Source organism: Pseudomonas sp. AP3_22 TE3818, assembly GCF_053628995.1.
Map to the genome: position 1 here is coordinate 2210147 of NZ_JBRJHL010000001.1, position 23895 is coordinate 2234041.

At 63.6% G+C, this 23895-nt stretch carries 19 protein-coding genes; 7 read left to right on the top strand and 12 right to left on the bottom strand.

Translation table 11 applies throughout. From position 1 onward, the window contains the following. Positions 1 to 2: 2 nt before the first annotated feature. Together AB7M25_RS10100 and dmpG are read left to right on the top strand one after the other, a co-directional pair. Positions 3 to 911, top strand: a complete 909-nt coding sequence (locus AB7M25_RS10100) for an acetaldehyde dehydrogenase (acetylating) (protein WP_102702277.1) — start codon at positions 3 to 5, stop codon at positions 909 to 911. 13 nt (positions 912 to 924) lie between these two features. Beyond that, positions 925 to 1959 (top strand): 4-hydroxy-2-oxovalerate aldolase, encoded by a 1035-nt coding sequence (dmpG, locus tag AB7M25_RS10105; protein ID WP_454237241.1) that lies wholly within the window; start codon positions 925 to 927, stop codon positions 1957 to 1959. Between the two features lie 1665 nt (positions 1960 to 3624). Here dmpG and nudE read toward each other — a convergent pair. From nudE to AB7M25_RS10120, 3 genes are all read right to left on the bottom strand, one after another. After that, the gene (gene nudE / locus AB7M25_RS10110; protein ID WP_429383323.1) at positions 3625 to 4173 is read right to left on the bottom strand and encodes an ADP compounds hydrolase NudE; all 549 of its coding nucleotides are present in this window, start codon (positions 4171 to 4173) and stop codon (positions 3625 to 3627) included. Between the two features lie 87 nt (positions 4174 to 4260). Continuing rightward, positions 4261 to 5391: a helix-turn-helix transcriptional regulator gene (locus tag AB7M25_RS10115; RefSeq protein WP_429487250.1), complete on the bottom strand. Its 1131-nt coding sequence runs from the start codon at positions 5389 to 5391 to the stop codon at positions 4261 to 4263. Positions 5392 to 5527: 136 nt separating this feature from the next. Then, positions 5528 to 6571 carry a Rieske 2Fe-2S domain-containing protein gene (locus AB7M25_RS10120; protein WP_429561603.1) on the bottom strand — a complete coding sequence of 348 codons (1044 nt, stop codon included), beginning with the start codon at positions 6569 to 6571 and terminating at the stop codon, positions 5528 to 5530. Between the two features lie 146 nt (positions 6572 to 6717). On the opposite strand from AB7M25_RS10120, the gene AB7M25_RS10125 reads away from it, so the two are divergent. The 3 genes from AB7M25_RS10125 to AB7M25_RS10135 are packed head-to-tail and all read left to right on the top strand — an operon-like array spanning position 6718 to position 9582. Then, positions 6718 to 7557 (top strand): SDR family NAD(P)-dependent oxidoreductase, encoded by an 840-nt coding sequence (locus AB7M25_RS10125; RefSeq protein WP_429383317.1) that lies wholly within the window; start codon positions 6718 to 6720, stop codon positions 7555 to 7557. Next, positions 7544 to 8470 (top strand): alpha/beta hydrolase, encoded by a 927-nt coding sequence (locus tag AB7M25_RS10130; protein WP_454237242.1) that lies wholly within the window; start codon positions 7544 to 7546, stop codon positions 8468 to 8470. The genes AB7M25_RS10125 and AB7M25_RS10130 overlap by 14 nt, the downstream gene beginning before the upstream one ends. Beyond that, positions 8467 to 9582, top strand: coding sequence for a 3,4-dihydroxy-2-butanone-4-phosphate synthase (locus AB7M25_RS10135; protein ID WP_454237243.1), 1116 nt, complete (start codon positions 8467 to 8469; stop codon positions 9580 to 9582). The genes AB7M25_RS10130 and AB7M25_RS10135 overlap by 4 nt, the downstream gene beginning before the upstream one ends. 200 nt (positions 9583 to 9782) lie before the next feature. Here AB7M25_RS10135 and surE read toward each other — a convergent pair whose 3' ends face one another. The 3 genes from surE to AB7M25_RS10150 form a co-directional block, all read right to left on the bottom strand. Further along, entirely contained in the window at positions 9783 to 10760 is a 978-nt protein-coding gene (gene surE, locus AB7M25_RS10140; RefSeq protein WP_454237244.1) for a 5'/3'-nucleotidase SurE, read from the bottom strand. A gap of 78 nt (positions 10761 to 10838) precedes the next feature. After that, entirely contained in the window at positions 10839 to 12218 is a 1380-nt protein-coding gene (locus AB7M25_RS10145) for a DUF1329 domain-containing protein (protein WP_429519328.1), read from the bottom strand. A gap of 23 nt (positions 12219 to 12241) precedes the next feature. After that, entirely contained in the window at positions 12242 to 13819 is a 1578-nt protein-coding gene (locus tag AB7M25_RS10150; protein ID WP_429383307.1) for a DUF1302 domain-containing protein, read from the bottom strand. A 368-nt stretch (positions 13820 to 14187) separates the two neighbouring features. On the opposite strand from AB7M25_RS10150, the gene AB7M25_RS10155 reads away from it, so the two are divergent. Both AB7M25_RS10155 and AB7M25_RS10160 read left to right on the top strand, forming a co-directional pair. Beyond that, positions 14188 to 15930: an FAD-binding protein gene (locus AB7M25_RS10155; RefSeq protein WP_454237245.1), complete on the top strand. Its 1743-nt coding sequence runs from the start codon at positions 14188 to 14190 to the stop codon at positions 15928 to 15930. After that, positions 15927 to 16805 carry an SDR family NAD(P)-dependent oxidoreductase gene (locus AB7M25_RS10160; RefSeq protein WP_454237246.1) on the top strand — a complete coding sequence of 293 codons (879 nt, stop codon included), beginning with the start codon at positions 15927 to 15929 and terminating at the stop codon, positions 16803 to 16805. Before AB7M25_RS10155 ends, AB7M25_RS10160 begins: the two co-directional genes overlap by 4 nt. 127 nt (positions 16806 to 16932) lie before the next feature. Here the strand turns inward: AB7M25_RS10160 and AB7M25_RS10165 are convergent, their stop codons facing one another. The 6 genes from AB7M25_RS10165 to AB7M25_RS10190 all read right to left on the bottom strand — a co-directional run bounded on the left by AB7M25_RS10165 (position 16933) and on the right by AB7M25_RS10190 (position 23628). Beyond that, positions 16933 to 18513 (bottom strand): FadD3 family acyl-CoA ligase, encoded by a 1581-nt coding sequence (locus AB7M25_RS10165; RefSeq protein ID WP_454237247.1) that lies wholly within the window; start codon positions 18511 to 18513, stop codon positions 16933 to 16935. Positions 18514 to 18585: 72 nt separating this feature from the next. Further along, a complete protein-coding gene (locus AB7M25_RS10170) occupies positions 18586 to 19332 on the bottom strand; it encodes an SDR family NAD(P)-dependent oxidoreductase (protein WP_429519325.1) in 747 nt (248 codons plus the stop codon). A gap of 252 nt (positions 19333 to 19584) precedes the next feature. Further along, positions 19585 to 20667 (bottom strand): 2Fe-2S iron-sulfur cluster-binding protein, encoded by a 1083-nt coding sequence (locus tag AB7M25_RS10175; RefSeq protein WP_429561682.1) that lies wholly within the window; start codon positions 20665 to 20667, stop codon positions 19585 to 19587. 13 nt (positions 20668 to 20680) lie between these two features. Further along, on the bottom strand, positions 20681 to 21436 hold the full coding sequence (locus tag AB7M25_RS10180; protein ID WP_454237248.1) for a glucose 1-dehydrogenase: 756 nt from the start codon (positions 21434 to 21436) through the stop codon (positions 20681 to 20683). Continuing rightward, complete coding sequence (locus tag AB7M25_RS10185) at positions 21424 to 23103, bottom strand: FAD-binding protein (protein WP_454237249.1); 1680 nt, start codon at positions 23101 to 23103, stop codon at positions 21424 to 21426. Before AB7M25_RS10185 ends, AB7M25_RS10180 begins: the two co-directional genes overlap by 13 nt. A gap of 9 nt (positions 23104 to 23112) precedes the next feature. Beyond that, positions 23113 to 23628: a flavin reductase family protein gene (locus AB7M25_RS10190; protein WP_454237250.1), complete on the bottom strand. Its 516-nt coding sequence runs from the start codon at positions 23626 to 23628 to the stop codon at positions 23113 to 23115. Positions 23629 to 23895 lie beyond the last annotated feature (267 nt).

Genomic DNA, 23895 nt, shown 5'->3' on the forward strand with positions numbered 1-23895 from the left:
CCATGAGCAAAAAACTCAGAGCGGCCATTATCGGCCCGGGCAATATCGGCACCGATCTGCTGATGAAAATGTGCCGATCGCAATGGATCGAGCCGGTATGGATGGTTGGCGTCGACCCCGAATCCGAAGGCCTGAAACGTGCCCGGGAAATGGGCATTAAAACCACCGCCGGCGGTGTCGATGGCTTGCTGCCGCACGTGCTCGACGATGATATTCGCATCGCTTTCGACGCCACCTCGGCTTACGTGCACGCGGAAAACAGCCGCAAGCTCAACGAGCTCGGGGTGATCATGATCGATCTCACGCCGGCGGCCATCGGCCCGTTCTGCGTGCCGCCGGTCAACCTCAAGGAGCACGCGTCGAGCCTGGCGATGAACGTCAACATGGTCACCTGCGGTGGCCAGGCGACCATCCCGATGGTGGCGGCGGTGTCGCGGGTGCAACCGGTGAGCTACGGCGAAATCGTTGCCACCGTGTCGTCCGGTTCGGTCGGCCCGGGCACCCGGCAGAACATCGACGAATTCACCCGCACCACCGCCGGTGCGGTGGAGAAGATCGGCGGCGCCCGACGCGGCAAGGCGATCATCGTCATCAACCCGGCCGAGCCGCCGCTGATGATGCGCGACACCATCCACTGCCTGACCGATGACGAGCCGAACCAGGATGCGATCCGCACCTCGGTGCTGGACATGGTTCGCGAGGTGCAGCGCTATGTGCCCGGCTACAAGTTGATCAACGGGCCGGTGTTCGACGGGCGCAAGGTGTCGATCTTCATCGAGGTCGAAGGCCTCGGCGATTTCCTGCCCAAGTCCGCCGGCAACCTCGACATCATGACCGCCGCCGGTTTGCGCACGGCCGAGATGTTTGCCGAAGAAGCCCACAAGGGCACCCTGCAACTGCCCGTCCGTTGAGTGGAGAATTGCCATGAATTTGCAAGGTAAGAGCGTCCGTCTGCATGACATGAGCCTGCGCGACGGCATGCACGCCAAACAGCATCAAATCAGCATTGAACAAATGGTCTCGGTGGCCACCGGCCTCGATGCGGCCGGTGTGCCGCTGATCGAAATCACCCACGGCGATGGCCTGGGCGGTGCGTCGCTGAACTACGGCTTCCCCGCCCACAGCGATGAGGAGTACTTCGCTGCGGTGATCCCGCAGATGAAACAGGCCAGGGTTTCGGCCCTGTTGTTGCCGGGGATCGGCACCCTCGACCACCTGAAAATGGCCCATGAGCATGGGGTCTCGACCATTCGCGTGGCGACCCATTGCACCGAAGCGGACGTGTCCGGCCAGCACATCGGCATGTCGGCGAAGATGGGCCTGGACACCGTTGGCTTCCTGATGATGGCGCACATGGTCAGCCCGGAGAAACTGCTGGAGCAGGCGCGCCTGATGGAAAGCTACGGCGCCAACTGCATCTACTGCACCGACTCGGCCGGCTACATGCTGCCCGATGAAGTGACGCAGAAGATCGGCGCGTTGCGCGCCGGCCTGAACGCCGGAACCGAAGTCGGTTTCCACGGCCACCACAACATGGGCATGGCCATCGCCAACTCCCTGGCCGCCATCGAGGCCGGTGCTGCACGCATCGACGGGTCTGTTGCGGGCCTTGGCGCGGGTGCGGGCAACACGCCGCTGGAAGTGTTCGTCGCGGTGCTGGAGCGCATGGGCGTCAACAGTGGTGTGGATCTGTACAAGATCATGGACGTGGCCGAAGACCTGGTGGTGCCAATGATGGACCAGCCGATCCGCCTGGACCGCGATGCCCTGACGTTGGGGTACGCCGGGGTCTACAGCTCGTTCCTGCTGTTCGCCAAGCGTGCCGAGCAGAAGTACGGGATTGCCGCCCGTGAGCTGCTGGTGGAGCTGGGCCGACGCGGGACGGTGGGGGGGCAGGAGGACATGATTGAGGACTTGGCGTTGACTTTGTCCCGGGCAAGAGGGGGGTTGCCGACCTGATCCCGGGGAAACAAAAAAACCACCGATGATTCGGTGGTTTTTTTATGGCTGGTGCAAACCGCGCTCAAGGCAGCAGATTGCGCACCACGGGCGGGTAACAGTTGATGGCCGCGCTCGAACAGCTGAAATAGGCCGTGGTCGGTCGGTAGGCTTCATTTTTGAACAATTGACACAGGCTGGTGGAAGTACCCGCACAGAGGATGATGAACAAGGCACAAGTAGTTTTGCGCATGATGGGTCTCGACACGGTTTTATTGTTGTAGAGACAGGTTATGGCGGTAGCGCGAGGGTGACTTCGTCCGAATGGACTAGCCGATCAATTTGAAGCTGCTCCGTCCCTTGTGGGAGCGAGCTTGCTCGCGATGGCGGTGTGTCAGGCGAAGGGGATATTGGCTGTGCTGGCCTCATCGCGGGCAAGCCCGCTCCCACAGGTTTATTGGGCGTTACCGGGATCTGTGCCTGGCCGTGATCCTCTGTGGGAGCGAGCTTGCTCGCGATGGCGGTGGGTCAGGCGCCAGGGATGCTGGATGTGCCGGCCTCTTCGCGGGCAAGCCCGCTCCCACAACGTTATTGGGCGTTGCCGGGATCTGTGTCAGGCCGTGATCCTCTGTGGGAGCGGGCTTGCTCGCGATGGCGGTGGGTCAGGCGCCAGGGATGCTGGATGTGCCGGCCTCATCGCGGGCAAGCCCGCTCCCACAGGTTTATTGGGCGTTGCCGGGATCTGTGTCAGGCCGTGATCCTCTGTGGGAGCGGGCTTGCTCGCGATGGCGGTGGGTCAGGCGCCAGGGATGCTGGATGTGGCGGCCTCTTCGCGGGCAAGCCCGCTCCCACAGGTTTATTGGGCGTTGCCGGGATCTGTGTCAGGCCGTGATCCTCTGTGGGAGCGGGCTTGCTCGCGATGGCGGTGGGTCAGGCGCCAGGGATGCTGGATGTGGCGGCCTCTTCGCGGGCAAGCCCGCTCCCACAACGTTATTGGGCATTGCCGGGATCTGTGTCAGGCCGTGATCCTCTGTGGGAGCGGGCTTGCTCGCGATGGCGGTGGGTCAGGCGCCAGGGATGCTGGATGTGGCGGCCTCTTCGCGGGCAAGCCCGCTCCCACAGGTTTATTGGGCGTTGCCGGGATCTGTGTCAGGCCGTGATCCTCTGTGGGAGCGGGCTTGCTCGCGATGGCGGTGGGTCAGGCGCCAGGGGTGCTGGATGTGCCGGCCTCGCCGCGGGCAAGCCCGCTCCCACAGGTTTATTGGGCGTTGCCGGGATCTGTGTCAGGCCGTGATCCTCTGTGGGAGCGAGCTTGCTCGCGATGGCGGTGGGTCAGGCGCCAGGGATGCTGGATGTGGCGGCCTCTTCGCGGGCAAGCCCGCTCCCACAACGTTATTGGGCGTTGCCGGGATCTGTGCCTGGCCGTGATCCTCTGTGGGAGCGGGCTTGCTCGCGATGGCGGTGGGTCAGGCGCCAGGGGTGCTGGATGTGGCGGCCTCTTCGCGGGCAAGCCCGCTCCCACAACGTTATTGGGCGTTGCCGGGATCTGTGTCAGGCCGTGATCCTCTGTGGGAGCGGGCTTGCTCGCGATGGCGGTGGGTCAGGCGCCAGGGATGCTGGATGTGCCGGCCTCTTCGCGGGCAAGTCGGATCGCCGCGCCGCCGCTCCTACAGGTTTTGTGGGGTGTCAGCTGCGTCGGGCGAGGGCGCCCATGGCCATGAACAGCGCGGCAATCGCCCGGGCTTCGTGGAGGTCGCCGCGGGCCACTAGTTCGGGGATCTGCGCCAGTGGTATGCGCAGGCATTCCAGGGGTTCGGGTTCGTCGCCTTCGAGTTGGCAGGGGCTCAGTTGTTCGGCCAGTACCACCCGGTAGCGATGGCACAAATGTCCCGGTGCCAGGGTCAGCTCGCCCAGTTCGGTGAGGCGTTCGGCGCGCATGCCGACTTCTTCGCTCAGCTCGCGCTGCGCTGCCTGCAAGTAGTCTTCATCGGGCTCGGCGCCACCCTTGGGCAGGCCGAGTATGGTTTTTTCCACACCGACCGCGTATTCGCGCACCAGCAGCACATGCTCCGGATCAGGCATCGCCACCAGCATCACCGAGCGATAACCGGTGCCGCGCAGGCGTTCGTAAACTCGCTGCTGGCCGTTGCTGAACTGCAGGTGCAGGGCTTCGATCTGAAAGTGGCCGCTTTGCGCCAGCAGTTCAGTCTTGAGGATGGTTGGGCAGTTGCGCATGGGGCAGTCCCCTGTTTGGGATGAGGACACTGTGCGCTGTACAACGGGGGCCGCCATCGTCCGAGCGGACGAGGGCAGCAATGAGGGCTAGCCGAGGGTCGCCACGCTGCGCAGGATCAGGCGCACCAGCATGGTCTGGCGGGTCACGCCGGTCTTGGAGAAGGTCGAGCGCAGGTGTGCCCGCGAGGTGTTGCGGCTGATGCCCAGCTCTTCCGAGGCTTCGTCGAGGGTCAGACCGTTGGCCAGCAGCATCGCCAGCTGGGTTTCCGCCGGGGTGAAGTCGAACAGCGCGCGCACGATTTCCTGCGGTGCGGTGGACTGTTGTTCCGGGTCGCTGATGAAAATCACCACGGTCGGGCACTGCTTGCCTTCGCTCCAGTCGGTCAATGGCACCGAGCGCACGATGATCCCCAGGTCCGCTTTCCCGGACGGCCGCTGCACGCGCAGGGCTTCGACCACCGACGGGTTGCTGCTCTTTTGCGACAATAGCGACTGCTTGACCAGGCGGCGGAACTCCTGGGTGTCCCGGGCCGTACCGACCTGCAGGCCATCGTTGACCAGTTTGATGCCGTCCTTTTCCTGGATCAGCCGGTCGGCCACCTGGTTGGTCTGCAGCACCTTGCCGGACTCGTCGAGGATGATCGTGCCGACCGCCATCTGGTTCACCGCGCCGGCGTACAGGTTGCGCTCGGCTTCGATGCGGTTGAGCTGCATGTGGATCTTGATCGAGCGCTCCAGGTGCGCAATGAAATGCGTGAGCATGGCCTTTTCTTCGTTGCCGAAAGGCTTGTCGTCACGTCCGCGGCTGATGCGAATGCGGCACTGGGCGCCGTCGACAGTGTTGATGTCGGCACCGAGGATGTGGAACACGTCCACCGGTTCAAGGAAATTCTTGTAGAACTCGGAATTCTGCCAGTCGTCGTTGGAGACGAACTCGGCGAGGGTCACGACCTGGCGGTTGGGCAGGTCGACAAAGGGGTCGAGGCTGAAAAAGTGTTTGTTGTACGACGCGGTTGCCTCGGTCGAAGTGCCGGTGGTGTTGACCATCAAACCGTCCACGTGGGCGCTGGGTGGACGCAGGATGAAGGTCACGTACTTGCTGTTCAGATGCACATTGAGCTGATTGAGGAACGTCGCCCAGGGAATGTTTTCCAGCGGACCCTGATAGAGGTTGCCGATCAAATCACTGAACGTATCGAGGCTGAGGCTCTGCTGCATAGGGAAAAACCGTTTTTATTATTAGCGTTGGCGGTGGCCGAGAATAAGCGCCGGTATCGACTCCTTGCAACGCTCGGGCTCAGGGCCTGACAGGCGGCTGCCAATCAGGCCCGGGGCGGGCGAAAAGCCGCTGGCGTCAGACCCGTTCGCTGGCGCGCACGACAAACTTCTTGTGTTCGGCAACGTCCGCCGACAGCGCCTCGACGTCGGTGTAGAACTGCTCGTACCAACGGCGCAGCTGATAGACCGGACCGTCGCCGTCACACAGCAGCGGGTTGTCGACGCGGGTCTTGCTGTGCCAGATGGCCACGTCTTCGTAGAAGGCTGCCTGGGCCTGTGCCACATAGGCCTTGGCCATTTCCTGATTCTGTTCTTCGCTAAGCCCCGGGATTTTTTTCACCAGCACGCCGTAGCGCAGGGTGAAGCTGTCCAGATCGATCGGCACGTGGCAGTTGAGCAGGATCGAATGGATCGGCTGGCCGTTCATGGCGCCGTTCATTTCGGTGATCTGATAGGCCGGGCCGAAGTAGGTGGCTTCGGTGGTCAACACGCTGTCGCCGGACAGGCGTTCGCTGCGGGCGCGCATGATCTGGGTGGCCAGGTGGCCTTCGAAAATGTTGATGAACTCATCGACCGGCGCGCCGTGCACCGTACCGAAGTGCGCCATGTCGGCGATGTTGTCGATCAGTTCGCGGCAGTTGGTGCCAATCTGCAATTCGGCGACTTCCCACTCGGCCCATTCGTCGCTGTAGCAGGCGTCGATGCGCGGAATGCGTTGTTCCGGCAGCGGCGGGTTACCTTCGGGGTCATTCCAGACGAACAGCAGCTGGTTCTCTTCCATGATCGGCCAGCTCTTGATCCTGGCCCGTGGCGGAATGCGCTTGGCGTAGGGGATGTCGTCGCACACGCCATCGGCGCCCCAGCGCCAGGCGTGGAATGGGCAGCGGATCGAGTTGCCCTCAACGCAACCGGTGCTCAGGTCGGCACCCATGTGCGGGCAGTAGCCATCAAGAATATGCAGTTCGCCGTCTTCACCCTGGAACGCCACCAAGCGGGTGCCGAACACCTCCAGGCGATGGGCCTTGCCGTCGCGGTATTGCGCGGCCAGGCCCAGGCAGTGCCAGCCACGGGCGTAGCGGTCTTCCAGCAGTTTGGCTTCGATGCGGTGCAGGGTACTCATCTTATTATTCTCCCAAGGGATCACGGGGTTGGCGCATGTAAGGGATTCTGCCGCCCCTGTAAAAGCGGGCATCGTCTGAATGGACGATGGCTGCTTTAAGTAGGCCCGCTCTACTGGCGCCATTGGACCCATGGCAGGAGTTGGCGATGAGTAATGAACAAGGGCCGGTCGCGGTGATTACCGGGGCCGCCAGTGGTATTGGCCGAGGCCTGGCCGAGCATGCGGCGACACTGGGCATGCGCCTGGTGCTGGCGGATCGGGATGCGGCGGGCCTGCAAGCCCTGTGCGACGAATTGAAGGCCGGTGGTGCGCAAGCGATTGCCTGCGTCACCGATGTCGGTGAGGCGAAGCAGGTCGAGCGCTTGCGTGACCGGGCTGTCGAGCACTTTGGCGGGGTCGACCTGCTGTTCAACAACGCCGGTGTCATGCAGACCGGCTTCAGTTGGGAGATCACCGAGGCGCAATGGCAGCGCATGCTCGACGTCAACCTCAACGGCGTGATCAACGGCATTCGCAGTTTCGTGCCGCTGTTGCTCAGCCAGGGCCGGGCAGCCCATGTGATCAACACCGCGTCCCTTGCCGGGCTGGTCAGCAGCCCGTTGATGGCACCGTACAACGTGACCAAACAAGCGGTGGTCGCCCTCTCGGAAACCCTGCATTACGAACTTGCCATGCTCGGTGCACCGGTGTCGGTTTCGGTGCTGTGCCCGGGGCCGGTGGCCAGCGAAATCATGGCGTCGAACCAGGTGGTGGACAGCGCCGGATCCGACTTCAGTCAACTGCTCGACAGCACCATTCGCCAGGGCATGACCCCGGCGGAACTGGCTGCGCAAGTGTTCGCCGCCGTCGCGCAAAAACGCTTCTGGATCTTGCCCCACAAGGGTTTCAAACCGGCCCTTGAGCGCCGGGTTCAAAGCATCCTGGGCGAGACCAATCCGCAATTTCAAATGACCGACGTAGAGGACGATGCCCATGCCGCTCGATAAGCAGATCGCCGGGGTTCTCCAGCAATTTCGCGACCTCCCGGAGCCCGATTTCAGCCAGGTCGATGCTGCTCGGTATCGGCAGTTCTCCGATAACCTGTTGCCGGCCATCCCCGGCGATCCCATGAGCGAGGTGCGCGATCTGAAAGTGGCCGGCGCGGACGGTGATCTGGATGCACGGCTGTACCGGCCATCGGAAGCGCCCGACCTGCCGTTGCTGGTGTTTTTCCATGGCGGCGGATTTGTCATGGGCAATCTCGATACCCACGATAATCTCTGCCGTTCGCTGGCGCGCCAGACCGAGGCGGTGGTGGTGTCCGTGGCTTATCGATTGGCCCCGGAACACCCGTTCCCGGCGGCGCCCCTCGATTGCTATGCGGCCACCTGCTGGCTGGTTGAGCACGCGGCTGAACTGCGCGTCGATGGCAGCCGGCTGGCCGTGGCCGGCGACAGTGCGGGTGGCAATCTGGCGCTGGCGGTCAGCCAACTGGCGGCGCAAGGCAAGGGACCGAAGTTCCGCTATCAGTGCCTGTTCTACCCGGTCACCGATGCCGGATGCGACAGTCAGTCCTTCGAGGAATTCGCCGAAAGTTATCTGCTTTCCGCCAAGGCGATGCGCTGGTTCTGGCAGCAATACCTGCAAGAGGATGGACAAGCGGACGATCCGTTGGCCTCGCCATTGCGAGCCGAAAGCCTGGCAGGCTTGCCGCCGACCACATTGTTCAGCGCCGGGTTCGATCCGCTGCGGGACGAGGGCGAAGCGTTGGCCGAGTGCCTGCGCGAAGCCGGTGTGGCGGTGCGCGTGCAGCGTTACGAAGGCATGATCCACGGTTTTATCAGCATGGCGCCGTTTGTTGAAGCCGCAGCACAAGCGTTGACAGACGCTTGCGCCGATTTGCGTGGAGCACTCCAATGAGCGGCCTGGCTTTCAACACAGTGCCGCAACTGATCGAGGCCATTGGTGCCGGTCAGATGGTGGTGATCACCGACGATGAGCACAACGGCGAAGGTTCGCTGCTGATGGCCGCCGAACAGGCCGGGGCCGAGGCCGTCACCTTCATGGCGGTGCAGGCACGGGGGTTGATTTGCCTGGCCCTGACCGAGCAACGCTGCCGCGCGTTGGGCCTGGACCTGATGGTGCCCAACTCCCGGGCGCAACATGGCGTGGGGTTTACCCGCTCGATCGAAGCCGCCACCGGGGTGTCCACAGGCATCTCGGCGGCAGACCGGGCGCGGTCGATCCAGGTGGCGGTCGACCCGGCCAGCGTACCAGCGGACCTGGTGCAGCCGGGGCATATCTTCCCGGTGCAGGCCTTGCCCGGTGGCGTGATGCAGCGGGCCGGACATGTCGAGGCCGCTTGCGACCTGACACGGCTGGCGGGGCGGCAACCGGCTGCCACCCTGGTGGGCATTCTCAACGAGGACGGTGAACTGGCCCGTGGTGCCGAGTTGCATGAATTCGCCCAACGTCATGGCTTGCGGATCGGCACCATCGCCGACCTGATTCACTATCGCATCCTGCATGAGGGCACGATCGAGCGCGGCGGTGAGTATCCGTTACAGACTCGCCACGGCGAGTTCCAGGTGACCACCTATCAGGACACCTACCAGGGCGCGTTGCACCTGGCGCTGGTCAAGGGCCGGATCGACAGCACGCAACCGGTGCTGGTGCGGGTGCAAAGCATCGAGACGTTGCGCGACGTTCTGGGCTGTGAAAGCGAAGGCGGGACACAGCAGTGGACCCTCGAACGCTCGCTGGCGAGCATCGCCGCCGCCGGTAACGGCGTACTGGTGTTGCTTGCACAAAAGGAAACCGCCGACGGCGTGCTCGAACAACTGCGCCAGCGCAGCGGCGGCAAGCCGCGCACACCGCAGTTTCCGCAACGGACCCTGGGCATCGGCGCACAGATCCTGCGCGACCAGAACGTGCGCAAAATGCGCCTGATGAGCTCACCGGTGCCCTACAAGGCGGTGTCCGGGTTCGATCTGGAAGTGACCGAATTTGTGCCGTTTCAGCCCATCCTCTGAAGCGTCCATGTAGCCCTGTAGGAACTGGCTTGCCAGCGAAGGTTCACTCCTACAGTAATTTTGGTCGTTCAAGGCATTGAATACACCAGGTAACCCTGTGGGAGCGGGCTTGCTCGCGAAGGCAGCGTATCAGGCAACATCGATGTTGGCTGTGCCGGCCCCTTCGCGAGCAAGCCCGCTCCCACAGGTTATGCGCGGGATTAAGGCTTGATCCCGCGCAACATCTTCCTCGCCTGATCCTGCACCGCCTCCGGTGCCGTCATGTTGCCGTCGATCACGGTGATCACCGCGTGGCCTTGCCACAGTTGGTACGCATCGGCCTTTTGCTGGGCTTCGGTCGGTGACGACGGGGCGGCCAGGTTGACGTGGACCACGCCGTCGGCGCCGCGCTGGGAGGTGAAGTTCACCCGGTCCCAGTTGCCGATCGGGGCAAAGCTCACGCCCTTGATCTCATCGGGTTTCAGCGGCGGGTAGTTGAGGTTCAGGCCGCTGACACCCGGCAGGCCCAGCACGTTCAAATCACACGGATGTTTGCTCCTGGCACAGGCCTGTTTGGCTTCTGTACCGGCCAGGCTCGCTTGCTCGATTACCTTCACGGCAAACTGTGCCGTGTCGTCCATCGCGCCGAGGGTCTTGCGGTACCCGGCCTGCTGGTCGCGGATGATCAGGTCCATGTCGATGGCCGTGGACACCGCCACCGCCGGAACCCCTTTGAACATCGCCCGCACCGCCGCGTTGAGGGTGCCGGACATTTGTGTCAGCGGGCCGACGTTTTCGCCAAAGTTGCTGCCCGACACCACCAGGTCCGGCGGCGAATCCTTGAGGATCACGTCGAGGCCGACGTTGACCGCATCCACCGGCGTGCCAATCGCGGAAGTCTTGCCGGCGGGCGACGTATAGCCTTGCGGCGGCCCGACGCAAAATTTGCCTGGCGCCAGTTCGGTCACCGCCAGGGCCTGGCCGGGTACGACCACGCTGGCGGCGCTGATGCCGCTGCTGTCGTTCAACGGGCCGACCAGGGTGACTTTGTGCCCGGCAGCAGACAGGGCGCGGTACATCGCATCGATGCCGGGTGCGCGGCAGCCATCGTCGTTGGTCAGCAGGATGTTCAGGGCATTGGCTTGCATCGACAGGCCAACGCTGGCCATGGCGATGACGCCGGTGAGGAGTTTGTTCATGGGGACTCTTCCGTGGGAGGCGCGGATTTTACAAAGCACAACGCCCCGACCGAAGAAATCGGTCGGGGCGCGGCGGGTTTAGCGGGTGCCGAGTTTGCGCAGGTTGCCAGGGGTGAATTCGTCTTCGGTGAAGGCGGTGGCGTTGAGCTTGGCCGGTTTCTGATCGATCAGCATGCGGTCAACCAGGTAGGAGCCGGCGATCAGGTCGTGGTAGATCCCGAGGCGAGCGTGGTAACGCTGCATCTCGTAGGCGTAGATCGAGGTCTGCATGTTGGTGCGCCACAACTGGCCACGGCTGTCGTAGTTGTCGGCCATGGTGGCCGACCAGGTGTCCTCGTCGAGGTACAGCACGCGCTTGGCGTATACGTGGCGGGCACCTTCCTTGAGGTTGGCCTGCAACACCCAGACGCGGTGTTTCTCGTAGCGCATGTACTGCGGATCGACGTGACCGGTGGTGTCCAGGATCTGGTCGGCCGTTACGCTCGGGTCGTCGATCTTGTAATTGTGGTACGGGATGTAGATCTCTTTCTTGCCGACGATGGTCCAGTTGTAGCGGTCCGGCGCACCGTTGAACAAACGGTCTTCGTCGTACACGCGAAAACCGCCCGCACCGGTCGGCGAGTCGTAGCCCACGGTCGGTGCGCGACGTACCCGGCGTTGGCCCGGGCTGTACTGCCAGGCCTGGCGCGGTGAAGCGGTCGGGTTGATGAACTCGTGGCCGACCACGATCTCGCCTTTCTTGCGCACCGGTTCCAGGGTGGTGATCAGGAAGTGGGTGAACACACCGTTGGCGGTATCCAGCGCTTTGTCCGGACTCGACCAGATCGAGAAGATCTTGTAGTCGACCTCTTCGAGCACCTTTTCCTTGTTGGAGTAAACCACTGCCTGGCCGTAGGTGGCCTCTTCAGTGCTGGCGCGCCCCTGCAAGGTATGGTTGAACATCAACTCGCTGCCGTTCTTCGGGATCGGGAACGGCGAAGCTCCCCAGGCGTTCTTGGTGTCGTTGTTGTCATTGTCGAGTTCGGCAGTGACGGCGTTTTTCTTGACCTGGTCTTCCAGGCGCTGATCGAGGCGGAAGTCGCGGTGGCTCGGGTACACCGGGATCTTGAACGTGTCAGGGTAACGCTTGAGCAGCGCTTTCTGGCCATCGGTCAGGTTGTCGGCGTACTTGTCCATGTTCTTCGAATCGATCACGAACAGCGGTTTTTCCGCGGCGTACGGGTCCGGATACGGGGTGCCGGGGCCGGCGTATTTGAGTCCCGGTGGCAGGCCGCGCCATTTGCCGGTCCAGGCCGGGATGCTGCCGTCGGCGTTGCCGGCTTTTTCGGCGCCCATCGGGGTCAGGTCCTGGCCCAGGCGGGCGGCTTCTTCGGGGCTGACCTTGGCGTAGGCCAGCCCACTGCCAAGCAGGCCGACGGTCAGCGCCGTGCTCAATAATGTTTGGGTGAATCTGGACATGCTGTGCTCCTCCGACAGGGGAATCAGAACCGGTACTTGAAGTTGAGCGCGACGTTGTCGCGGTCGGCCAACGGGCTGTTGTTGGCGTTGCCGAGGTAAGCGTTGTAGCGGGCCTCGACGGTGAAGTTGCCCAGGTAGCGCCACGAACTGCCGATGCTGGCGCGGTTATCGTTCTGGCCGGCGTTGATCGAGCCGACCATCGAGCTGTCGCCGTGGGCGGCGGCGCTGAAGGTGACGGGCACCGACATGTCCCATCCGCTGAACACGTCGTTGTAGTCAAAGTTCGCCTGCACCGTGTAGCCCCAGGCATCGCGGTCATAGACCAGGCTGTCGGTTCCCGGCAGCGCGAAGCCCGGCGCCAGGGTGACCGGCTGGGACTTGTCGTTGCTGACCACGGTGTTGTAGACCACCTCGCCGGTCAGGGTGGTGTTGTCGGCGAAGGAGGTCGGGCCGAGCACGTAGATCATCGATGTTTGCGCCTGCACGGTCTTGCCACGCACGGGGCTGGAGAAACCGTTGTCGACCATCACTGGCGTGCCGTCGCGGTAGCTGACTTCACCGGCCCAGCTGACGTCGCCCAGCACGGTGGCGAAGCTCGCGCCGAACAGGTCGATGTTGTCGAAGTAGCGCACCTGGTAGCGGCCCAGCGTTGTCGCGAAGTCCAGGGACGGGGTCTTGTCGTGATAGCGCGAGTAGTAGATGCCGAACTCGGTGTTGTTCAACGACTCGGCGGCGTAGGTGAAGGCCAGACCGTACTGGCCGCTGTCGCTCGGCTTGTCGTCCTTGAGGCGGGTGACGAAACCGGAGGCGTCGTTGAAGCCGCCCTCATCGATGAAGTCGGTGGTGGAGAAGTAGCTGCCCACGCCGAACAGTTCGGTCTTTTCCCACTTGTATTGGTAGTACGCCTGGATACCCAGGCTTTCGGTCAGGGCGAACTGGGTGAACAGTTGGCCGACCGGCAGCAGGATTTCCTTGACCTCGACACCCGGGGTGGTCGCCTTGGTTGCGTCGACCGGGCTCTGCGCTGCGGAAATGCCCGGGTAGAACAGACTCTCACCCCAGCTGACGACCTGGTTGCCCAGGCGCGCGTTGAGGGCATGGCCGCTGACGTCCCAGGTGCCGTAGGCGTAGTAGTCGAGCATGCGCAATTCATTGCGGTGCTGGTCGATGGTGTCCTGGGAGAAACGGTCGGGCTGGCTGCAATGGCCACCGGCGAAGCAGTTCGAGGTGCCAGTGGTGTTGTCGTTGCCCTGATCGTAGACGTTGTCGTAAAAACCGGTTGCCCGGACGAACACGCCGTAGTTGTCTTGCCATTTGATGTTGGCTTCGGTGAGAAAGCCGCTGCGGTTGTTGATCAGGCTGCCTTTGTCGAAGGCGTTGTCGCCGTCGTTGGCGTTGGCATCGGCGGTCAGTTTGTGATCGCGAGACTCGGTCCGCCAGGCGAGGCTGTACGTCAGTGTGGTGTCCCAGTCGATGCTCAAGTCTTCGCTCGGCTGAAAGCTCATGGCGTTAACGTGAGCGCTTAATCCGCCAGCCAGCAACAGCAATGCCAGCTGTACGCGAGGGTGCTGTGTTGGTGGGGCGATTATTGTTTTTATCATGTCGTCCTCATGGCCCAGGTCAGACCTGCCCGACCTGCATTTCAGGGGGGGTGATTGGTGCTGTGGGCGACTATGGAGTCACGACTTGCGCGCAACATCGTCCAAGCGGACTAAGCGATTTGTACGGGACACAGCACTGTAGGAGCCGGCTTGCCGGCGATAGCGTGGTGTCAGGTTTCATCCCTATCGATTGATGCGCCGCCATCGCCGGCAAGCCGGCTCCTACAGAGGGAGAGTCGTCTTCGCCTTAGTCTTATCGGACGATGAACACCCGGCGCGTGCGGCGAACAATCCCGAGACCGACTGCACCGGGCGAAGATCCGGCGGTGGCGGTTTCTGCCTGATGGGCGCTGAACAAGGGTGATCGCATGAACGCTGCCGGGATCAAATGGGACGAGTGTTGTGATGTGTTGGTGATTGGCTCGGGAGCCGGGGGCATGACCGCAGCGCTGCGCGCCCACGACCTGGGATTGAATGCGCTGCTGATCGAGAAGAGCGGCGAGTACGGCGGCACCTCGGCGGTGTCCGGCGGTGGCATCTGGATCCCCAACAACCACCGGATCAATGCGCTCGGCGGCAGTGATTCGGCAGCCGAAGCGATTGCCTACATCCGCGCCGTGACCCACGACGAGATCGACGACGGGCGTATCGAAGCCTATGTCGAACACGGCCGGGAGATGGTCGAGTACCTGGAAAAACACACCCGGGTGCGCTTCGAGGCGCAACCTCGCTACGCCGATTACTACCCGGAAGTCGCGGGCGGCAAACCGGGTTATCGCTCGATGGATCCGCAACCCTTCGATGCCGCCGAACTCGGCGAAGAATTCCTGCGCATGCGCGCACCGTCCCCCGGCACCCTGATGATGGGGCGCATGGCGATGACCATGAAAGAGGCGCAAGTGCTGCTGTGCCGTGGTCCGGGCTGGTTGCGCCTGACCCTGCGGGTGATGTGGCGCTACTGGCGTGACCGCAAGGGTCGGCGTTTGTCCCGCCGTGACCGCTACCTGACCCTGGGTAATGCCTTGATCGGTGCCTTGCGCTGTTCGTTGCAGGATCGCGGCAAATCCCTGTGGCTCAACTGTGCACTCGAAGAACTGCTGTTGGTCGGCGACCGGGTCGGCGGTGCGCGGGTCAATCGCAACGGTCAGTTGCTCAACGTCAAGGCGCGCTACGGGGTGATCGTTGCCGCCGGTGGTTTTGAGCGCAACCAGGCGATGCGCGAGCAGTACCTGCCGCAGCCGTCCCGGGCCAACTGGAGTGCCACGCCGCCGAACAATACCGGCGACGGTATTCGTGCCGGCCAGGCCATCGGCGCGCGGACCGCGTTGATGGAGCACAGCTGGTGGGCGCCGACCACGTTCGTCAAGGGCGAAGAGAAGCAGCGCGCGTTGTTCGTCGAACGAACCTTGCCGGGGTGCGTGATGGTCAACGCCGCGGGCGAACGTTTCGTCAATGAAGCCGCGCCCTATACCGATATCGTTTATGCGATGTACGCCAACAACCGCGAAGGCGCTGCGAGCGTGCCGTGCTGGATGGTGTTCGACGCCGAGTTCCGCCGCAAGTACCCGTGCGGTGCCTTGCTGCCGGGCTATGCCCAGCGCGACTGGCAATTGCCCGAGCATCTGCGCGACTACTTCCACAAGGCGTCGAGCCTGGAAGCGCTGGCGACGAAAATCGGTGTCGACGCCGCCGGACTGCTGCGCACCGTGCAGCGCTTCAATGGCATGGCCGTGCAGGGCGTCGACGAGGATTTCCACAAGGGCGACTCACTGTTCGACCGCTACTACGGCGACCCGAACGTGCAACCCAATCCATGCCTGGCGCCGTTGCTCAAGGGACCGTTCTACGCCGTGCGCATCGACGCCGGCGACATCGGCACCAAGGGTGGCCTGCTGACCGACGTGCACGCCCGCGTGTTGCACGAAGACGGGCAACCGATCAACGGCCTGTACGCCATCGGCAACAGCGCCGCTTCGATGATGGGCCGCACTTATCCAGGTGCCGGCTCGACCATCGGCCCGGCCATGACCTTCGGCTACCTGGCCGCCAATCACATCAAGCGCCAGAGCGAAACCGCTTCGGCGAAAACCTTGTTCGGGAGCGTTGAATGAATCAGCCACGTCAACAGATCGCCGTAGTTACCGGTGCCAGTCGCGGAGTGGGGCAGGGTATTGCCCTGGCCCTCGGGGCGGCCGGCATGACCGTATACGTCACTGGCCGCGCCCCGGCGCAGGGTGGATCGAATCTGTACGGACATGCCCTGCACGGCTCGCTGGAGGACACCGCCGCCGCGATCACCGCCGCGGGTGGACGCGGTATCGCGGTGGTCTGTGACCACGCCGATGATGCGCAGGTCCGGGCGTTGTTCGAGAGGGTAGAGCAGGAATGCGGGCACCTGGATTTGCTGGTGAACAACGCCGCCTTCATCCATGACCGGTTGATCGAACCGGGACCGTTCTGGGCCAAACCGCTGGAGCTGGTACGGATTCTCGACGTCGGCCTGCGCTCGGCCTACATCGCCAGCTACTACGCCGCGCCGCTGTTGCTCAAAAGTGCCCAAGGACTGATTTGCTTCACTTCATCGTTCGGGGCCGGGTGCTACATGCACGGCCCGGCGTACGGTGCGCAAAAGGCCGGCGTCGACAAACTGGCGGCGGACATGGCAATCGATTTTGAAGGGCAGGGCGTGGCGGCGTTGTCGTTGTGGCTCGGCCCGCAACTGACCGAACGCACCCGGATTGCCGGCGAGCAACATGGCGAGCAGTACCAGGCGTTTCTGGCCCATGCCGAAACCCCGCAGTTCAACGGGCGGGTGATCCATGCCTTGCTCAGTGATCCGCAGCTGATGGCGCTGTCCGGGCAGACCCTGATCACCGCCGAAATCGCGCCCGGCTACGGCATCAGCGAAGCCGAAGGCCGCCAGCCGCCGTCGCACCGCGCCATGCTCGGCGACCCGCGCCAGCAGCACCCGGCGCGGGTGGTCTGACTCGTTATCAGGTTAAACACAAAACCCCTGTAGGAGCTGGCTTGCCAGCGAAGGCGGTGCATCAGTCAACATTACAGTTGAATGTGCCGGCCCCTTCGCTGGCAAGCCAGCTCCTACAAGGTTGCGTTCAGTTGACCGGCTGCAATGCCCACTCCCGCAACACATTCTTCGTCACTTTCCCCGCGGCATTGATCGGCATGCTCTGCAGCACTTGCACCCGGCGCGGCACCTTGTAGTTGGCCATCTGCTCACGGCACCAGGCGAGGAACCGCGCCTGCTCGATTTCCATTCCTGGTGCAGGCAACAGGAACGCCATCGCCACCTCACCCATGCGCTCATCGGGAATACCGATCACCGCGGCCTGGGCCACGCCCGGATAGGTCAGCAGGCACTGTTCGATCTCCGCCGGGTACACGTTGAAACCACCGGTGATGAACATGTCCTTGAGGCGGTCGGTGATGCGCAGGTAACCCTGTTCGTCGAGCATGCCGATGTCGCCGGTGTGCAGCCAGCCGTCGGCGTCGAGAATCTCCTGGCTGGCTTCGGGGTTGTTGAGGTAACCCTGCATCAGGTTGTAACCGCGGATCTGCACTTCACCGGGAATGTTCGCCGGTTGACTGCGACCCGTGTTGCCGACACAGCGCACTTCCACCCCCGGCATCGCCCGGCCACTGGTGTTGGCGACGATCTCTGCGGAATCACCGGAGCGGCAGATCGTGGCGAAACCGCAGACTTCCGTCAGGCCATACGCGGTGACGATGGTGGCGAATCCGAGTTCGTCGCGCATGCGGTGGATCATCTCCACGGGAATCGCCGCCGCGCCGGTCACCGCTACCCGCAATGAGCTCAGGTCGAACTCGCTGCGTTGCGGATGGGCCAGCAACGACTGATACAGCGTCGGCGGCCCGGGCAACACGGTGATGCGTTCGCGCTGCACGCATTCGAGCACGGCCTGCACGTCGAACACTTGCTGCGGCAGGACGGTGCAGCCACGCATCAGCGCTGCCAGCCAGCCGGCCTTGTAGCCGAAGGAGTGGAAGAACGGATTGACGATCAGGTAGCGATCGCTTTCGCGCAGCCCGACGATGTCGCTCCAGTCGCGCACAATGCGCAGGTTCTGGCCGTGGCTGGTCATCACGCCCTTGGGCTTGCCGGTGGTGCCCGAGGTGAACAGCACATCGGACAAGGCTTGCGGGCCAACGCTTTGCTCGCGGGTGCGCAAGGCCAGTTGCGGCACGTCGGCCGCCAGATCCATGAACCGTTCCCAGGCCAGGGTGCCCGGATTGGCGCCGCGCAGGCTGACGATGTGACGCAGCTCAGGGAGGTCTTCCGACACCAGCATGCCGGGGTAGTCCGCGCCGAGGAATTCGCCGATGGCAAACAGCACGCAGGTGCCGCTTTCGCGCAGGATGTAGCCAGCCTCGCTGCCTTTCATCCGGGTATTGAGCGGTACCAGGGCGGCGCCGACACTTTGCAACGCGCCGGCGGCGACGATCCATTCCCATACGTTGGGCGCCCAGATCGCCACGCGGTCCCCGACCTGTACGTCGAGGGCCAGCAGTGCGCGGGCAGCCTGGCGACGCAACGGGTCGAGTTGGCGATAGCTGATGGTATGGCCCGCGTCCTCGATGGCCGGGCGGTCGCCGTAGGCCTGGGCAGCGTTGGCGAACAGTTGAGCGATGGTCAGTGCGGTGGCGACAGGCGGCATGGGGCCTCCCCGGTTAGAAGACAGTTGCGAAAAAGGGAGTAGGCCGGGCAGGGCGCCCGGCCGGATTGCGAATTACTGGGCGGGCGGGGCGAAACGGCGACCGGCGGAGAAACCACCGTCCACGGCGATCATCTGGCCGCTGACAAAGGACGCTTCGTCCGAGGCCAGGAACAGCGCGACATTGGCCACTTCTTCCGGTTGCCCGGAGCGGCTGAGCATGTGTTGCGAGGCGAAGAAAGCGTGGAACGCGTCATTGTCACGGACCATGCTGGTCATCGGCGTTTCGATCAGGCCCGGGCACAGGCCGTTGACGCGAATGTTGGCGTAGCCGTAGTCGATGGCCATCGAGCGGGTCAGCTGGTTGATGCCGCCCTTGGACACGTTGTAGGCCACATTGCCGTCACAGCCTTGCAGGCCGAAGATCGAACCGACGTTGATGATCGAACCACCGCGCTGCTCCACCATCGACGCCAGCGCGTACTTGCTGGTGAGCATGCTGCCGGTCAGGTTGATGTCCATCACCCGTTGCCAGTTGGCGGTGGTGGTCTGGGTCACGCTGCCCTGGTCGGCGACGCCGGCGGCGTTGACCAGAATATCGATGCGCCCGAGGCGGCTGATGACGTCTTGCATGACCTGCTGCACCTGCGCTTCGTCGCGCACGTCCAGGGTCATGAACAGGCCGGGGAAGTCTGCCGGAGCGCTGCCGATGTCCAGCCCGACCACTTGCGCGCCTTCGGCAGCGAAACGGCGCACGCAGGCCAGACCGATCCCCGAAGCGCCGCCGGTGACCACCGCGACCTTGTTCTGCAAACGAGCCATAACTGCACCTCTTTATTGTTGTGGGCTAATGCTGTGGCCGAGTCTAACTGCAGACTTGGCCTGAGTGATCGTCCGTTGAGACTAAGGCGACATGTTGGTCGGACAGAAGCAACCTGTGGCGAGGGGGTTCTGTGGCGAGGGGGCTTGCCCCCGTTGGGCTGCGAAGCGGCCCCAAAATCTTAAAGCGACGACTGCTTCGCAGCCGAACGGGGGCAAGCCCCCTCGCCACAGGTACAGTGTTTGTCCTGAACATCAATCCGGGAATTTCAGGCGTACCCGGGCACCCGTCGGACGACTCTGGCAGGCCAGCGTCCAGCCGTCGGCCAGTTCCTTGGGCGTCAGCACGTCGTTGCGCGCCAACTGGACCTCGCCTTCCTTGACCACGCACATGCAGGCCCCGCAAAAACCTTCTTCACAGGACGACGGCACATCGAGGCCAGCCGCTTTGCAGCTTTGCAGCAAGGTGTCGCCGGGTTGGCAGGCAATTTCGTGTTGCTGGCCGTCGAGCTCGACGATTAGCGCCTCACAGTGCGACCCCATCGCGGCCTCGCGGGCGAGGGCTTCTTCGGCCAGCAGTTCATCGGGGTCCGGTGGCGAGACGAAACGCTCGACATGAATGCGTTCGGCCGCTTCGCCCAGTGCCAGCAGCGTGCGCTCCACGGTGTCCATGAAGGGACCCGGCCCGCAGATGAAGTAGTCGCCGCCGGCCGATCCGTGCAGCAGATGACGGACCTGATGGTCCGTCAGGAAGCCCTGCACCGAATCGAGGACGTGCACCACGTGCAGTTGATCAGGATGCGCCTTGATCAGATGGCACAGCTCGTCCTTGAAAATCACCGACGCTTCATCGCGGTTGGCGTAGATCAACTTGATCGGCCGCCGGCTGCCATGGAGCACTGATTTGAGAATGGAAAACACCGGGGTGATGCCCGAACCGCCGCCGAACAAAACCAGAGGCTTTTCGGTGTCCGCCTGCGGGTCCAGGCAGAAATGCCCGGCCGGTGGCAATACTTCCAGCCAGTCGCCGACCTGCACTTCGTTCATCCAGTTCGACACCCGGCCACCGTCGACCCGTTTTACCGTGACCTTGGGCAGCGCGTCCGCGAGGGGCGAGCTGGCCATGGAGTAGCAGCGGGTCAACAGTTTGCCGGCGAAGGGCACGCGAAAACTCAGGAACTGGCCCGGTTTGTAGCGAAAGCGCTCACGCAGGGTTGGCGGTATGTCCAGCACCAGCGAGCGCGCATCGGCGGTCTCGTCGATCACCGCGCACACTTGCAATGAGACGCTTGCCGTCGTCGATTCGGCCGGGGTCAGGTTCTGTTGTTGCGTGCCCATGTTCACCTCGACTTCAGAGCCCGCTGATCAGTTGGGCGTTGTCGACGCGGATCTCGGCACCGTTGACGAACCGCGACTCGTCGGTGGCGAGGAACAGCACCACGTTGGCAATGTCCCGTGGCGCGGCCATGCGGTTCATCGGGTCCTGGTCCAGCGCTTCCTGCGGGATCGGCTGACCACCGGCCAGGGCCTGGGTCATCGGCGTGTTCACGCCATCGGGGTGCACGCTGTTGCAGCGGATGCGGTAGCCCTGCTGCTTGCAGTGCAGGGCGATGGAGCGGGTCATCGCCGCCACCGCGCCTTTGGACGCCGAGTAGGCGCAGAACATCGGCATGGCGCCCAGGGCGGCGACCGACGACATGTTGATGATCGAGCCGCCACCGCTTTCCTTCATCGCCTGGATGGCGTACTTGCAACCAAGGAAGTAGCCGTCGCCGTTGATCTTCTGCACCTTCTGCCACAGCTCCAGGGTGGTGTCTTCGATGCTGCCCAGGGCCAGGATCGCGGCGTTGTTGACCAGTACGTCGAGGCGGCCGAAGTGTTCGACGGTGGTCTTGACCACGTGTTGCCAGTCGCTTTCGCTGGCGATGTCGTGGCGGATGAACAGCGCATTGGCGCCGATTTCTGCGGCGACGTGGCGGCCGGCTTCTTCGTTGAGGTCGGTCAGTACCACTTTGGCGCCTTCGCGGGCCAGCAGCAGGGCGTCTTCGCGACCAATGCCGCTGGCGGCGCCGGTGATGATGCAGACTTTGCCTTCTACACGTTGCATTGTTGTTCTCCTGATCGTGCGGTTTGAAGTGCGAATTGGTCGGCCACGTGGGCGGCAGCCCGGCGGCCGGAATAGATGCAATCGGCCAGTGACAGGCCGGAGACATACAGGTTGGAGGCGACCCCGACGGCATTGCGGCCGGCGCTGTACAGGCCGTTTATTGGTTGGCCGGCGTGGTCCAGCACCCGACCGCTGGCCTCGCAGACTTTCAACCCGCCCAGGGTGATGACCGGGCAGGGGAACAGTTTGCTGGCGAATGAAAGATCGAGGGCGTACCACGGGCCCTGGTCGAGGTTGGCGAGCATCGCCGCAGACTTGCCGAACTCGTCGGCGACCTCACCGCGTGCCGCGCGGCTATAGCGTTCGACGCTCTGGCGCAGCAGTTCCGGCGGCAGATGGCAGCGCTTGGCCAACCCGGCCAGGCTGGGGCTGCGTTTGGCGTTGAACAGCAGATTGAGCAGCACCGGCAGGCGCTGGAAATTCCACACCTTGCCGGGACCGACCTGACTCAATGCCTCACGTACCAGCGCACGGTTGAGCACCAGAATGGCGCGACCGTCCTGTTCTTCGACCATGGCGTGGCCGAGGGTCGCGCCGTAGATTTCTTCGTTGGCGTAACGCACGCCGCGGGCATTGACGATCAGCCCCCGGGCCCAGGCCAGTGGTGGATTGATGAAACGCCAGGCGCTGACCTTGTCCATCCGCGCCACGCTGCCACCGGCGCTCTGGCCCAGGGCGATGCCGCTGCCATTGCACCCGGTGGCGCCCAGCGGCAGACCGGCCAGGTACTGCGGCGCGTGCTGGCGCACCAGGTCGCGATTGAAGATGAAACCGCCGCTGCTCAACAGCACTGCCTGTTCGGCGCGAATCAATTGGCGGATGGCGCTGGTCTGTTCGATGCGACGTTGACGGGCGCGCAAGCGGTCGGCCAAGGCCGGAGCGTACATATGAATGGCCGCGGCCCAGCGTGACAGACGCGCATGTTGTTTGGCCGCGCGGCTGCCCGACGGCAACTGCCAGGCTTCGACGCCGAGGACGTTGTCGTCGAGGTCGAGCACCAGCCTGCGCACTTCGCACTGGCTGCGCAGGCGTGCACCGTGACGCAAGGCGCTGGCCTTGAGCGGGGCGAACAGGCTGGCGCCGGACATGCCCGGGCCTTTGGTGCGATGGCCACGGGGCGCCGGCTTGGCGCTGGCGGCATAGGCCGGCACGGCTTCGTTGCCCGAGTAATAAAGGTAGTACTGGTCGCTCGGGTACGAGGTCTTGTGCGGCGGCACGCTGGCTTCGAAGGCCGCGCCTTGTCGCTCCAGCCAGGCCAGTTGCTCGCGGCTGCCTTCGCAGAAATCCCGTAGCGTCTCGAGGCTGACGGCCTCGCCGACTTCCTGGCGCAGGTAATTGAACATCGCCTCGCTGGTATCTTCATAGCCAGCCTGGCGCTGATACGGCGTACCGCCGCCGGCATAGACCACACCACCGCTGAGTGCCGTGGCGCCGCCGCCTTCGAAGCGATCCAGGGCGAGCACCGACAGTCCGCGAGTGCTGGCTTCGATGGCGGCACAGGCGCCGGCTCCGCCAAACCCGACGATCAGCAAGTCGCAGCGGTCATCCCATGGCAACGGGTCGGCGCTGTTCACTCGCAACGCCGTCAACCGGTTCAGGCTGTCCATGTTCGGGCCTCAGCCAGCGACTGCGAGAGAAGGTGTGGGTTTGGCGGTGGTGGTGTAGCTGCCGTCGAGGTAGACCAGCGGGGTGATGGCGTCAGTGGTGTGGATCTGCAGGATGCGTCCGATGAACACGGTGTGGGTGCCGTAGCTGAAGTGGCCGTCCTGGCGGCAGAGGATCGCCGATTGTGCGTCACCCAGGTAAGGAATGCCGCCGGGACTGGTCAGCCAGTTGCCACGGTCGAAGCGCGCTTCGCCCTTGATCGCGCCGCTGCACAGGTTGGCCAGGTCTTGTTGTTCGACGCCGAGGATGTTCACGCAGAAGTCGGCGCCGGTCGCCAGTGCGGCGTGGGGCGAGGCGGTCTTGTTGACGCAAATAAGCAGCGATGGCGGCTCGGTGCTCAGGGAGTCGACCGCGGTGGCGGCCATGGCGAAGCGTTCGGAACCGTTGCTGGTGCTGATAATGGTGACGGACTTGGCCAGGCGGCGCATGGCCTGGAGCATGTCGGCTTTGAGGTTGGCGTCGTTCATCGCACTGGGCCTTTTTTGTTGGGGGTGGAGTGCGATGGATTCTTGCTCTGACGTCCAGTCGTCACATCGTCCGAGGGGACTAGGCCTTGGCGGCCTCTGGGCCGACCAGGTTGGTGGTTTGGGTTGTGTACATATCCGTTTCTGCGGTAACGGCGGCTGGCGGTTTCGCCCTTACGGCGACTCACTTTTTTACAAGCGCCTAAAAAAGTAAGCAAAAAACGCTCGCCCCGAACGTACGGCCCCTCGCTGAGGCTCGGGGTTCCTTCG